The sequence below is a fragment of the Micromonospora sp. NPDC049081 genome (genome assembly GCF_040648835.1).
In the GTDB taxonomy this organism is placed as follows: Bacteria; Actinomycetota; Actinomycetes; order Mycobacteriales; family Micromonosporaceae; genus Micromonospora; species Micromonospora antibiotica.
This window is the reverse complement of record NZ_JBEZEK010000001.1, coordinates 761,773-774,091: the sequence shown is the minus strand read 5'-3', so window position 1 is coordinate 774,091 and position 12,319 is coordinate 761,773. Positions and strand designations below refer to the sequence as shown.

Here is a 12,319-nt window from a genome sequence, read left to right as displayed (position 1 = left end):
GCCCCACGAGCGGTCCGCCCCACGAGCGGTCCGCCCCACGAGCGGTCCGCCCCACGAGCGGTCCGCCCCACGAGCGGTCCGCCCCACGAGCGGTCCGCCCCACGAGCGGTCTGCCCTGCCGGGGCGAGGCGGCCGGGGCGGAGTCAGGCGCGGCGGGTGGCGAGCAGGCGGCGCGGGTTCCAGCGCAGCAGCAGGCGGCGGAGCCGGCCGGAAGCCGTCACCAGACGCGCCGACGTGTCGCCGAGCGAGGTACGCCAGCGCAGCAGCACCGAGGGGGGCAGCACGGCGGCGAGGAACCGGGTACGCCGGTCCGCCCGCGCGGCGAGACTGTCGCGTACCGTCCGCAACGCCGGGTGCAGCGGTTCGCCGGTGAGCGGGTCCCGGGCGTACCGGGCACGTTCCTCGGCGCGACCGAGCAGCCGTACCGCCGTGGCGGATCCGGCGTCCTCACCGACCGCCTCCCGGGCCAGCCGCTCGGCGGTCGCCCGGGGCGTCTCCGTCCGGTCGATCCGCACCCGGTAGTCGACCAGGGTGTCGAGCAACTCGTCCCAGGCCGCGTGGGCGTCCGCCCGGGCCCGTTCGGCGTCCACGCCCAGCACCGTCATCGGGCTGCTCCCGCCCGCCCCGTCGTCGGGGGCGGGCCCGGCCGCCACCGGGGTCGGCAGGTGGTGCCGTTGCCGGCGCAGCGCCCGCCGCCGCAGCGCCGGGACGGCCAACAGCGCCGCCACCGCGAGCAGCGCGCCCACCGTCCACCAGGGCCAGGTCGGGGCACGTTCGACGGGAGCGCCGGTGGTCGGGTCGAAACCGGCGTCGGTGTCCTTGTCGGCGGCCTCGTCCCGCTGCGGCCCCGTGGTGGCCCCCGGGTCCTGCGGGGCGGCCGGCGCGGCGGTGTCCGACGGCTCCGGGTCCGGGGCGTCGGAGTCCGGCGCCCACGCCGACCGGTTCGCCCCCTGGACGCCGTACGCCGGGGTGGCGTCGAACGGGACCCAACCGAACTGGTCGAAGTAGACCTCCGTCCAGGCGTGCAGGTTCCGGTTGGTCAACGTGTAGGTGTCCCCGTTGGTGCTGCTGCCGTTGGTGAAGCCGAACGCCACCCGGGCCGGGATGCCGGCCTCGCGTACCAGCCAGGCCAGCGCCGCCGCGTACTGCTGGCAGTAGCCGACCTTGTTGGTGAGGAAGTCGACGATCTCCTGACCGCTGGTGCCGCCCTTGGTGCTCAGCGAGTAGCTGAAGCCGTTCTCCCGGGAGAAGTAGTCGTAGATCGCCCGGACCCGGTCGTAGTCGGTGGACTTCCCCTCCACCAGCCGGCTGACCAGCAGGCTGACCTCACGGACCTCCGGGGTGCGGGTCTGTTGCAGCCGGATCGGGTGCTCGGCCGGCAACGGGCGGGCCCGACGCAGCGCCGCCGGGGTGAACGTCGAGCGCACGTACTCGAACGAGTAGCGCTTGCTCCGGGAGTTGTCCCGGTTGGAGAAGACCACCCCGAGGTTCTGGTCGTACGACCAGTTGCCGTTGAGCCCGTCGAAGCTGACCGGGTCGGTGTAGAGCGGCACGAAGGGCATGCTCAGCGTGCGGTTGATCTCCACCGTCGCCCGGTAGGTCCGCTGCTCCACCCCCGGCCCGGTGCGACCCGACGGGTCGGGCAGCTCCCGGTTCACCGGGCGGCCGTTGGGCGGGCGTACCCGGAAACCGTCCGGGCGCAGCTCGTCGGCGACCCCGAAGCGCAGGTAGAACGGGTTCTGCTCGGTGGTGGTGACCTTGACCATGTCGGCCACCTCGGACTGGTTGAGCTGCCCGCTGAGCGACGCGAAGAGGTCGATCCGGCCTGGCCCGCCACCCTGCCCGGGGCGGCCGGTGCCGTTGCCGGTGCCGTTGCCGGCGGTGTTGAACTGGTCCAGCAGCCCACCGGTCATCCCCGGCACGGCCAACGGCAGCACCACGGCCAGCGCCACCCCGACCACCGCCAGCCGGCGACCGGCGGCGGCCAGCGGGGAGGACTCCCAGACGTCCACGTCGCGGCCCTCACCGGTGAACCGGCGGCCGAACCGGCGGACCCGGTCGACGTTGTCGGTCACCAGCAGCCAGAGGTAGCCGGCGGCGCCGACCACGAACGGCAGCGCGGGGACGCTGTCGACGTAGACCGCGACCGGCACCGAGTAGATGGCCAGCATCGGCAGTCCGGCCAGGGCCGGTCGCCGCAGCCCGACGGCGAGGACGTCGACCACCACCGCGACCGAGCCCACCCCGAGCACGCTGATGAACAGCAGCGGGGTGGTGTCGGGCACCTTCACCCCGTAGGAGCGCATGTCCTGCAAGGAGCCCTGCGCCAGCTCGCCGAAGTGGGCCAGCGTCGCCGGCGTGGGCAGGAAGGCGATCAGCTCGCCGCCACCGGGGAAGAGCCAGGTCAGGGCGAGCAGCAGACCGGCGAGCATGCCCAGCACCTGACCCCACAGGGGGGCCCGGACCAGTCGGGTGAGCGCCGCCGCGCCGGCCACCACGGCGACCGCGATGGCGGACTGGATCAGCCAGGTCCACTGTTGGAAGATCGACGACAGTGGTGCCGCGGCGAGCAGGGTCGCCACCGCGGCCACGAAGCCGATGTTCCGGGACGCGATCACGACGTCACCCTCCCTGTCGTCGGACGGCTCACCGGACGGCCCCGGCGACCGTCTCGGCGAGGGCGGCACGCAGCGCGAAGCCCTGCGAACCGCGCCCGGCCTGCGGCCAGAGCACCGGCAGTTGGCCGTCGTGGTTGACCCCGATGACCCGCCAGCCGCCCTGCAACAGGGCCAACGCGGCGGCGGCGTGGGTCTGCTCGGCCTCGAACCGGGCCCGTTCCGGCAGGCTGAGCCAGGTGGAGCTGTTGAGCACGAAGCCGACGCACGTCGCGCCGCTGCCGCGCAGCCCGCTCAGCAACTCCGCCTCACTGGTGGTCAGTGAGCCGAACAAGGCGATGATCAGGCCCCCGTCGGCGCGTTGCCGGACCCGCTGCACCAGGGTCGCCACGTCACCACGCTGGTCGAGCCGGACGTCGGCGAGCTGGTCGAGGAGCAGGCCGTCCCCGGTGGTCTCGGTGGCGTCCACGTCCACCCCGTCCCCGGTGACCAGGCGCAGCTTGTAACCGGCCTGCCGCAGGTGCGAGGCGATGCTGGCGGCGGCGGAGACCGACCACTCGAAACTGGCCGTGGGACCGTCACCCCGGTGACCGTGCGCCCGGGTGTCCAGCAGCACCGTGGCCCGGCTCTCCCAGGGCTGTTCCTCCCGGCGCACCATCAGCTCACCGGTGCGGGCCGTCGACTTCCAATGCACCCGGCGCAGATCGTCGCCCCTGCGGTACTCCCGGGTGGCGGCGTCGTCCTCGCCGTGCACCGCCACCGACCGGGCCCGGCTGTCGCCGCTGCCGGCGTACTCGCCGGGTAGGCGTACCGAGGGCAGCGGGGTGACCTGCGGGATCACGGTCAGCTGCTCGGTGCTGGGGAAGGCCCGGCTCAGCTCGCACAGCCCGAACGGGTCGGTCATCCGGACCACCAGCGGGCCCACCTCGTAGCGGCCGCGTACGTCGGCGCGGACCGTGTACGCCACCGAGCTGGCCTGGTGCGCGCCGAGTCGTTCCAGCACCACCCGGGGACGGCTGCCCAGCGCGTAGGGCAGCCGGTCCTCCAGCAGCAGGGTGCCGGTGGGCAGCCGGGACATGTTCTGCAACCGCAGCACCACCCGGGAGCTGGCCCCGACCGGCACCCGGTGCGGGTCCAGCGAGCGGTTGCAGGCCAGCTTGTAGCGGGTCCGGCCGACGTACAGCGCGGCGAGCAGCGGCAGGACGGCGAGCAGCACCGCCACCCGGAGCAGGTCCCGTTCGCCGAGGATGCCGGCGGAGATCGCCGCGGCGATCGCCGCCGCCAGGAACGACCGGCCCCGGGTGGTCAGGCCACGCAGCCCGGCACGCACGTCACGGCCTCCGCGGCTCGAACGGCGGGCGGCCGTTGCCGGCGGCGGGGCGGGGGGTGTCGTACCCGGTGGGACGCTTGCGGTCCGCCGGCAGGGCCAGCCGGTGCACCAGCTCGGCGACGATCGCGTCGGTGGTGCGGCGGGCCAGCTGGGCGTCGGCGGTGGGGATGATCCGGTGGGCCAGCACCGGCACCGCGAGCGCCTGGAGGTCGTCGGGCAGCACGTAGTCGCGGCCCTCCAGGGCGGCCACCGCGCGGGCGGTGCGCAACAGTTGCAGGGTGGCCCGGGGGGACGCGCCCAGCCGCAGGTCGGGGGCCTCCCGGGTGGCGGTGACCAGGTCGACGGCGTACTGCTTGACGGCGTCGGCGACGTGCACGTTACGCACGGTGGCGATCAGGCGGCGGACCGTGTCGGCGTCGGAGACGGGCCGCAGCTCCTGGAGCGGGTCGGCCGCGCCGTGCCCGTCCAGCATGGCCAGCTCGGCCTCCGGGCCCGGGTAGCCCATCGCGATGCGGGCGGTGAACCGGTCCCGCTGCGCCTCCGGGAGGGGGTACGTCCCCTCCATCTCGATCGGGTTCTGGGTGGCGATCACCATGAACGGGGTCTGGAGCTGGTAGGTCACCCCGTCGACGGTGACCTGACGCTCCTCCATGCACTCCAGCAGGGCGGACTGCGTCTTGGGGGAGGCCCGGTTGATCTCGTCGCCGACCACCAGGTTGGCGAAGACCGCGCCGGGGCGGAACTCGAAGTCGTGCGTCTCCTGGTTGTAGACGCTGACCCCGGTGACGTCGCTGGGCAGCAGGTCGGGGGTGAACTGGATGCGCCGCACCGAGCAGTCGATGGACCGGGCGAGCGCCTTGGCCAGCTTGGTCTTGCCGACTCCTGGGACGTCCTCGATCAGCAGGTGACCCTCGGCGAGCAGGACGGCCAGGGCGAGCCGCACGGTGGCTGTCTTGCCCTCGATGACCTGCTCGATGTTGGCCACGACGGCCTCACTGGCGGCGCGGAACTCGTCGTGCGGCAGCACGCCGCCCACCTCGTCCCAGGTCTGTTGTGTCACGGGCCTTCTCCTCGTCGCGACGGCAGCTCGGTAAAGAGCACCTGGACCCGTCGTTCGGTTCGCAACGGGAAGCCTCGTCTGCCGCAGGAATCGCACTGGTCTCTCAGGCTAACCATGTTTACGGTGAACGCCGAACCCTGCCGGAAGTCGGCCGGTCACACAGCGGATATTCGTCAGGTCGGGGGACCCGACGCGGCCGGGTGCTCACGGAAGGTGACCGTCGGGGCGGGTGCGGTCCCCGGCCGACGGCTGCCAGGGGGTAGACTGCGGGACATGAGCGCAGTCTCCCTGCTTCTTACCGGGCCGTGCTGATGCGCTGACGCGCGACAGCACGGCGGCCCCTCCTGTGCGAGGGGCTTTTTCGTGCCCGCGGCAGGGTCCTGCGGGCCCGACGCTTCCCCAGATCCGACACGACCGCGCCGGTCCCGCCCGAGGGCACCGGTCCCCGATGATCGCGTCAGTGCGACACGACCGCGATGACCGCGCCAAGGAGTAGGTATGAGTGAGGCAGCCGCACCGGCGGGCGACATCCCCCCGTTCCGGTACACCGCGGCCATGGCCGACGAGATCGAGCGTCGGTGGCAGGGCACCTGGGAGCGGGAGGGCACCTTCCACGCCCCGAACCCGACCGGTCCGCTGGCCGACCCCGGTCACCCGCGGGCGGGCGCGGAGAAGCTGTACGTGCTGGACATGTTCCCGTACCCGTCCGGGGCGGGGCTGCACGTCGGCCACCCGCTGGGCTACATCGGCACCGACTGCTTCGCCCGCTACCAGCGGATGGCCGGGCGCAACGTGCTGCACGCGATGGGCTTCGACGCGTTCGGCCTGCCCGCCGAGCAGTACGCGGTGCAGACCGGCACCCACCCCCGCACGACCACCGTGGCCAACATCGAGCGGTACAAGGCGCAGCTGCGCCGGCTGGGGCTGGCCCACGACGAGCGGCGTTCGATGGCCACCATCGACACCGACTTCTACCGGTGGACCCAGTGGATCTTCCTGCAGGTCTTCAACTCCTGGTACGACGCCGACGCCCGCCGGGCCCGGCCGATCGCCGAGCTGACCGCCGAGTTCGCCGCCGGTGACCGGCCCACCCCCGACGGTCGGGCCTGGGCCGAGCTGAGCCCGGCCGAGCAGCGGCGGATCGTCGACGACCACCGGCTGGCGTACGTCTCGCAGGCGCCGGTGAACTGGTGCCCGGGGCTGGGCACCGTGCTGGCCAACGAGGAGGTCACCGCCGACGGCCGTTCCGACCGGGGCAACTTCCCCGTCTTCAAGCGCAACCTGAAGCAGTGGATGATGCGGATCACCGCGTACGGTGACCGGCTGCTGGACGACCTGGACACGCTGGACTGGCCCGAGTCGATCAAGCTGCAGCAGCGCAACTGGATCGGCCGCTCCACCGGCGCGCACATCGACTTCGCGACCGGGACCACTGATCCCGGTGTCGCGGGCGGAGCCCGCATCAGAGTCTTCACCACCCGGCCGGACACCATCTTCGGGGCCACCTACCTGGTGCTGGCCCCCGAGCACGAGCTGGTCGACGCGCTGACCCCGGCCGCCTGGCCGGCCGGGACCCGGGACGCCTGGACCGGTGGGCACGCCGGCCCCCGGGAGGCCGTCGAGGCGTACCGGAAGGCGGCGGCGGCCAAGACCGACGTGGAGCGGCAGGCCGACACCAAGGAGAAGACCGGCGTCTTCGTCGGCGCGTACGCCACCCACCCGGTCACCGGTGGGCAGATCCCGATCTTCATCGCCGACTACGTGCTGGCCGGCTACGGCACCGGCGCGATCATGGCGGTGCCCGCCCAGGACGAGCGGGACTGGGCCTTCGCCGAGGTCTTCGAGCTGCCGATCGTGCGGACCGTGCAGCCGGCCGACGGGTTCGACGGGAAGGCGTACACCGGGGACGGGCCGGCGATCAACAGCGCCGCCCCCGAGCGCGGCCTGGACCTGAACGGGCTGGGGGTGGCCGACGCCAAGGCGGCGACCATCGCCTGGCTGGAGGCCAACGGCCACGGCGTCGGCGCGGTCACCTGGCGGCTGCGGGACTGGCTGTTCTCCCGGCAGCGCTACTGGGGCGAGCCGTTCCCGATCGTCTACGACGCCACCGGCGCGGCCATCGCCCTGCCCGAGGAGATGCTGCCGGTCGAGCTGCCCGAGGTGGACGACTTCTCGCCGAAGACGTTCGACCCGGACGACGCCGACAGCAACCCGGAGACCCCGCTGTCGCGGCGGCGCGACTGGGTCGAGGTGGAGCTGGACCTGGGCGACGGGCCCCAGCGGTACACCCGGGAGACCAACGTGATGCCGCAGTGGGCCGGCTCCTGCTGGTACGAGCTGCGCTACCTGGACCCGACCAACGCCGCACACTTCGTCGACCCGGAGAACGAGGCGTACTGGATGGGCCCGCGCGCCGAGGGCGACTGCGGGGGCACCGACCTGTACGTCGGGGGTGCCGAGCACGCCGTGCTGCACCTGCTGTACGCCCGGTTCTGGCACAAGGTGCTGTACGACCTGGGGCACGTGTCGTCGTTCGAGCCGTTCCGCAAGCTGTTCAACCAGGGCATGATCCAGGCGTACGCCTTCCGCGACTCCCGGGGCACCCCGGTGCCGGCCGAGGAGGTCGTCGAGGTCGACGGCCGCTGGATGCACGGCGAGCAGGAGGTGACCCGCGAGTACGGCAAGATGGGCAAGTCGCTGCGCAACGTGGTCACCCCGGACGACATGTGCGCGGCCTACGGCGCGGACACCTTCCGGGTGTACGAGATGTCGATGGGCCCGCTGGAGGTGTCCCGCCCGTGGGAGACCCGGGCGGTGGTCGGGTCGTACCGGTTCCTGCAACGGGTGTGGCGGGCCGTGGTCGACGAGCAGACCGGCACGCTGCGGGTCACCGACGCGCCCGCCGACACCGAGACCCGCCGGCTGCTGCACCGGGTGATCGACGGGGTCCGCACCGACATGGAGGGCATCCGGTTCAACACCGCGATCGCCAAGCTGATCGAGCTGACCAACGCGGTGACCCGGCTGGAACAGACCCCCCGTGAGGTGGCCGAGCCGCTGGTGCTGATGCTGGCCCCGTTCGCCCCGCACGTCGCCGAGGAGCTGTGGCGGATGCTGGGCCACGACACCTCCCTGGCGTACGCGGACTTCCCGACCGCCGACCCGGCGCTGCTGGTCGCCGACACGGTCACCTACCCGGTGCAGGTCAACGGCAAGGTCCGGGGCCGGGTCGAGGTGCCCGCCGACGCGCCGCAGGAGGCCGTCCGGGCGGCGGCCCTGGAGGCGGTCGCGTCCGCGCTGGCCGGCAAGGAACCCCGCAAGGTCATCGTGGTGCCGGGCCGGCTGGTCTCGGTCGTCGCCTGACCTGTCGGAAGGGCCCCTCGTCGACGCTTCAGGCGGCGCGAGGGGCCCTTCCCACCGGCCCGCCCGGCGTGCCGCTGCGGACCGTGGAGCCGGTCAGGGTTCGCGGCGGTGCACGACCAGCGCGGCCACCAGGGTGGCGACGACCGGCCAGGCGGCGAGCGCCACCCACGAACCCGGGACCGTGGCGAGGTGCTCGTTGAACTGGATGTACGGGTTCGCGACGAGCCGTTCCCAGGCCGGCACCGGCAGGGCGTTGTGGATCGCGGCCGTCCACCGGTTCTCCAGGTCGAAGGCCAGCGGCAGCAGGAGCAGTAGCCCCGTGGTCGCGACGATCGCCGGGGCGGTGTGCCGCAGCAACGCACCGAAGCCCAGGCCGATGAGCGCGCAGACCGGCAGCAGCAGCGCCGAGGCGACGACCGCCCGCAACGCCCCGGGGTCGCCGAGCGACGCGCCGGCCCCCCGGTCGGCGAGGATGGCCTGCGACAACCCGAACGAGACACCTGCCGTCAGCACCCCGACGACCAGCATGACCGTCGCCAACACCAGCACCTTGGCGGCGGCCACGGCGGACCGGGCCGGTACGGCGGCGAACGTCGTACGGATCTGGCCGCTGGCGTACTCACCGGCGATCGCCACCGCGCCGACCGCCCCGGCGGCGAGGATGACGAACAACCAACCCTCCTCGGGGAAGGCGTCGTGGATCGGGTCGAACGCGGCCTGCCGCTCCGCCGAGTAGCCCGGCCAGTTGTGGTGGTCGGCCAGGGCCGCCCGCACGCTGAACAGCATGGCCGACACCGCGATCAGCGCCATCGACCCGTAGGTGGAACGCAGCGACCACAGCTTGAGCCATTCGGAGGCGAGCAGGTCACGGAAGCGGGCGGCGGGCTCGACGGCCCGGCGGCCGGCGCCCCGGGCGGCCTCGGTCGAGGCGGTCACCGGTGTTCTCCCGCCCGGTAGTCGACGCGGTCGGCGGTGAGGTTCATGAACGCCTCCTCCAACGAGGTGGACCGGGTGATCAATTCGTGCACCGGGATGCCCCGGGTGAAGGCCAGGTCGCCGAGCGCCGTCGGGCTCAGGCCGGTCACCACGAGCGCCCCCTCGGGGGTCGTCCCGACGTCCGCGCCCACCTCGCGCACCGCGACGGTCAGTGCCGCCGGATCGGGCGTACGGACCACGACCTGCGTCTGGACGCTGCGGGCGGCGAACTCGGCCAGGCTCTCGTCGGCGATCAACTCGCCCCGGCCGATCACCACCAGGTGCTGGGCGGTCTGTTCCATCTCGCTCATCAGATGGCTGGAGACGAGGACGGTCCGGCCCTCGGCGGCGAGCCGCCGGAACAGTTCACGCACCCAGCGCACCCCCGCCGGGTCGAGCCCGTTGAACGGCTCGTCGAACAGCAGCGTCGGCGGATCGCCCAGCAGCGCGGCGGCGATACCGAGCCGCTGCTTCATGCCGAGCGAGAAACCACCGATCCGGCGTCCGGCGACGCCGGTCAGGCCCACCTCGCCCAGCACCTCGTCGACCCGCGACCGGCCGATGGCGTTGCTGGCGGCCAGCGCCCGCAGGTGCGAGCGGGCGCTGCGCCCGCCGTGCACGTCGCCCGCGTCGAGCAGCGCGCCGACGTGCCGCAACCCGCGCCGGCGTGCGGCGAACGGCTGCCCGTCGATCAGGGTGCTGCCGCTGGTCGGGCGGTGCAGGCCGAGCAGCAACCGGAGGGTGGTGGACTTGCCGGCGCCGTTCGGCCCGAGGAACCCGGTCACGTGTCCGGGTCGGACGGTGAGGGTCAGCCGGTCCACGGCAGTGGTCCGGCCGTACCGCTTGGTGAGGTCACGTATCTCGATCACGGGTTCGACGCTGCCGGACGGTGGCCGACCGGGCGTCGTACCGCCGGCCACTTCGGGCCCCGCGGGGTAGGCCCCGGGGCGTACGCCCGCCGGCTGATGACCACCCGCCCGCCCGCTGGCTACGGTGTGCCCATGCGTGCCGTCACCGCCCGTCCGGACCCCGTCGCCCGCCGGGTGCGGACGGTCCTCGTCTGGGCCGGGGTGGGCCTGCTCCCGGTCGTGGTGCTGCTCGCGTCGACCGTCGGCACGGGCGGTCCGCTCCTGCCGGTCCCCACCCCCGACGGGAGCGTGCCGGGGATTCCGCTGCGTTATCTCGCGCCGGCGCTGGTGGTGCTGCTGCCCGCCGCGCTGCTGGGACGTCGTCCGCTGCTCGCGCTGGGGCTGGCCCTCGTCGGGGCCTGCACGGTGACCGTGGCGACGAACGCGTGGGAGAACGGCTACCTGTCCGCCGTCTGGTACCTGCAGTTCCTCGTCGTCGATGCGATGGTGGGGCTGGTCGCGGCACGCTTCCCGGGCCGGATCGCGGTCCCCGCCGCCGCCGTGGTGCTCGTGCTGCAGGTCACTGCGGGTTTCGTCAACTCGGCCACCGGCCCGGTCGACCGGGCCACCAGTTCGGTGCTGCTGGTGGTCGCCGCCGTGGTGGCCGGCGGCGCGGCGCGGGCCCGCCGCCGGCACGCCGAGGAGTCACGTGCGCACGCCGCCGTCGAGGCGGTCACTGCGGAGCGGCTGCGGATCGCCCGGGAGGTGCACGACATGGTGGCGCACAGCATCGGCGTCATCGCCATCCAGGCGGGTGTCGGAGCCCGGGTCATCGACACCCAGCCGGGACAGGCCCGGGCCGCACTCGCCGCCATCGAGCAGACCAGCCGGGACACGCTGGCCGGGCTGCGGCGTACCGTCGGCGCGCTGCGTCACCCGCAGCAGGCGGCGGCGTCGCTCGACCCGCCGCCCGGTCTGGCGGACCTGGACCGGCTGGTCGACGTCGCCGCCGAGGCGGGGGTCCGGGTGGCGGTACGCCGGGAGGGCCCGCCCCGACAGCTGCCCGGGGAGGTCGACCTCGCCGCCTACCGGATCGTGCAGGAGGCGCTGACGAACGTCGTCCGGCACGCCGACGTCGACCGGTGTCAGGTCACCCTCGGCTACCTGCCGGACGGGCTCCGCGTCGAGGTGGTCGACGCGGGCCGGGGCGCTCCGCCCAGCGGTGCGGGTGCGGGGCACGGGATCGTCGGCATGCGGGAACGGGTGACGCTGCTCGGGGGCCGGTTCGCCGCCGGGTCGCGCCCGGAGGGCGGTTTCCGGGTCGCCGCCCGCCTGCCGGCCGACGACGGACGGGCCAGCGTCGAGATGCCCGCCGGGGCCGACGGGTGAGCATCCGGGTCCTGCTCGTCGACGACCAGCCGCTGGTCCGCGCCGGTCTGCGGGTGCTGATCGCCGACGCACCCGACATCGAGGTGGTCGGTGAGGCCGGCACCGGCGCGGAGGCGGTCCGGCTGGCCCGGGACGTGGTGCCCGACGTGGTGCTGATGGACCTGCGGATGCCCGGGACCGACGGCATCACCGCCACCCGGGCGATCACCGCGGCCGGCGGCCCGCCCCGGGTGCTGGTGCTGACCACGTTCGACGACGACGCGCACGTGCACGGCGCACTGCGTGCCGGGGCGAGCGGATTCCTGGTCAAGGACATGGCCCTGGACGACATCCTCGGCGCGGTCCGGGTGGTCGCCGCCGGTGACGCCCTCATCGCACCGGCGGTGACCCGCCGGCTGATCGCCGAATTCGCCCGCCGCCCCGACCGGGCCGCCCACCCGCGCGCCCTGCCCGGGGTGACCGAGCGGGAACGCGAGGTGCTGACCCTGGTCGGTCGGGGGCTGTCCAACACGGAGATCGCCGCGCACCTGTTCATCAGCGCGGCCACCGCCAAGGCCCACGTGGCCCGGCTGTTCACCAAGCTCGGCGCACGGGACCGGGTGCACCTGGTCATCGCCGCCTACGAGGCCGGGCTGGTCAACCCCGCGCACAGGGACGACCGTGACGCGCAACGGGGTCCCTGATCCGCCGGGGCGACGGCACGCCACCGGCCGGCCCGTCCGGTGTCAGCGCCGGTCCC

At 73.7% G+C, this 12,319-nt stretch carries 8 protein-coding genes; 3 read left to right on the top strand and 5 right to left on the bottom strand.

The window, feature by feature from the left end; all coding sequences use genetic code 11:
- Positions 1 to 143: 143 nt before the first annotated feature.
- Genes AB0B63_RS02870 through AB0B63_RS02860 form a run of 3 tightly spaced genes read right to left on the bottom strand, consistent with a single transcriptional unit; the run spans position 144 to position 5,005 of the window.
- Positions 144 to 2,618 (bottom strand): DUF3488 and transglutaminase-like domain-containing protein, encoded by a 2,475-nt coding sequence (locus tag AB0B63_RS02870; protein WP_357014115.1) that lies wholly within the window; start codon positions 2,616 to 2,618, stop codon positions 144 to 146.
- 28 nt (positions 2,619 to 2,646) lie between these two features.
- Positions 2,647 to 3,945, bottom strand: a complete 1,299-nt coding sequence (locus AB0B63_RS02865) for a DUF58 domain-containing protein (protein ID WP_208569745.1) — start codon at positions 3,943 to 3,945, stop codon at positions 2,647 to 2,649.
- Between the two features lies 1 nt (position 3,946).
- Entirely contained in the window at positions 3,947 to 5,005 is a 1,059-nt protein-coding gene (locus tag AB0B63_RS02860; protein WP_091237553.1) for a MoxR family ATPase, read from the bottom strand.
- A 498-nt stretch (positions 5,006 to 5,503) separates the two neighbouring features.
- Here AB0B63_RS02860 and leuS point away from each other — a divergent pair, with 498 nt between their 5' ends.
- A complete protein-coding gene (gene leuS / locus AB0B63_RS02855) occupies positions 5,504 to 8,368 on the top strand; it encodes a leucine--tRNA ligase (RefSeq protein WP_357014111.1) in 2,865 nt (954 codons plus the stop codon).
- A 93-nt stretch (positions 8,369 to 8,461) separates the two neighbouring features.
- Here leuS and AB0B63_RS02850 read toward each other — a convergent pair whose 3' ends face one another.
- Together AB0B63_RS02850 and AB0B63_RS02845 are read right to left on the bottom strand one after the other, a co-directional pair.
- On the bottom strand, positions 8,462 to 9,304 hold the full coding sequence (locus tag AB0B63_RS02850; RefSeq protein WP_208569742.1) for a hypothetical protein: 843 nt from the start codon (positions 9,302 to 9,304) through the stop codon (positions 8,462 to 8,464).
- A complete protein-coding gene (locus AB0B63_RS02845; RefSeq protein WP_357014108.1) occupies positions 9,301 to 10,212 on the bottom strand; it encodes an ATP-binding cassette domain-containing protein in 912 nt (303 codons plus the stop codon). Before AB0B63_RS02845 ends, AB0B63_RS02850 begins: the two co-directional genes overlap by 4 nt.
- 132 nt (positions 10,213 to 10,344) lie before the next feature.
- Here AB0B63_RS02845 and AB0B63_RS02840 point away from each other — a divergent pair, with 132 nt between their 5' ends.
- Together AB0B63_RS02840 and AB0B63_RS02835 are read left to right on the top strand one after the other, a co-directional pair.
- A complete protein-coding gene (locus AB0B63_RS02840) occupies positions 10,345 to 11,580 on the top strand; it encodes a sensor histidine kinase (protein ID WP_357014105.1) in 1,236 nt (411 codons plus the stop codon).
- Entirely contained in the window at positions 11,577 to 12,263 is a 687-nt protein-coding gene (locus AB0B63_RS02835) for a response regulator transcription factor (protein WP_208569739.1), read from the top strand. Before AB0B63_RS02840 ends, AB0B63_RS02835 begins: the two co-directional genes overlap by 4 nt.
- The last annotated feature ends 56 nt before the right edge of the window (positions 12,264 to 12,319 follow it).

Excerpts from the sequence above, each read along its gene's own strand:
- leuS (WP_357014111.1), top strand. The coding sequence starts at position 5,504 with ATGAGTGAGGCAGCCGCACCGGCGGGCGACATCCCCCCGTTCCGGTAC.
- AB0B63_RS02840 (WP_357014105.1), top strand. The coding sequence starts at position 10,345 with ATGCGTGCCGTCACCGCCCGTCCGGACCCCGTCGCCCGCCGGGTGCGG.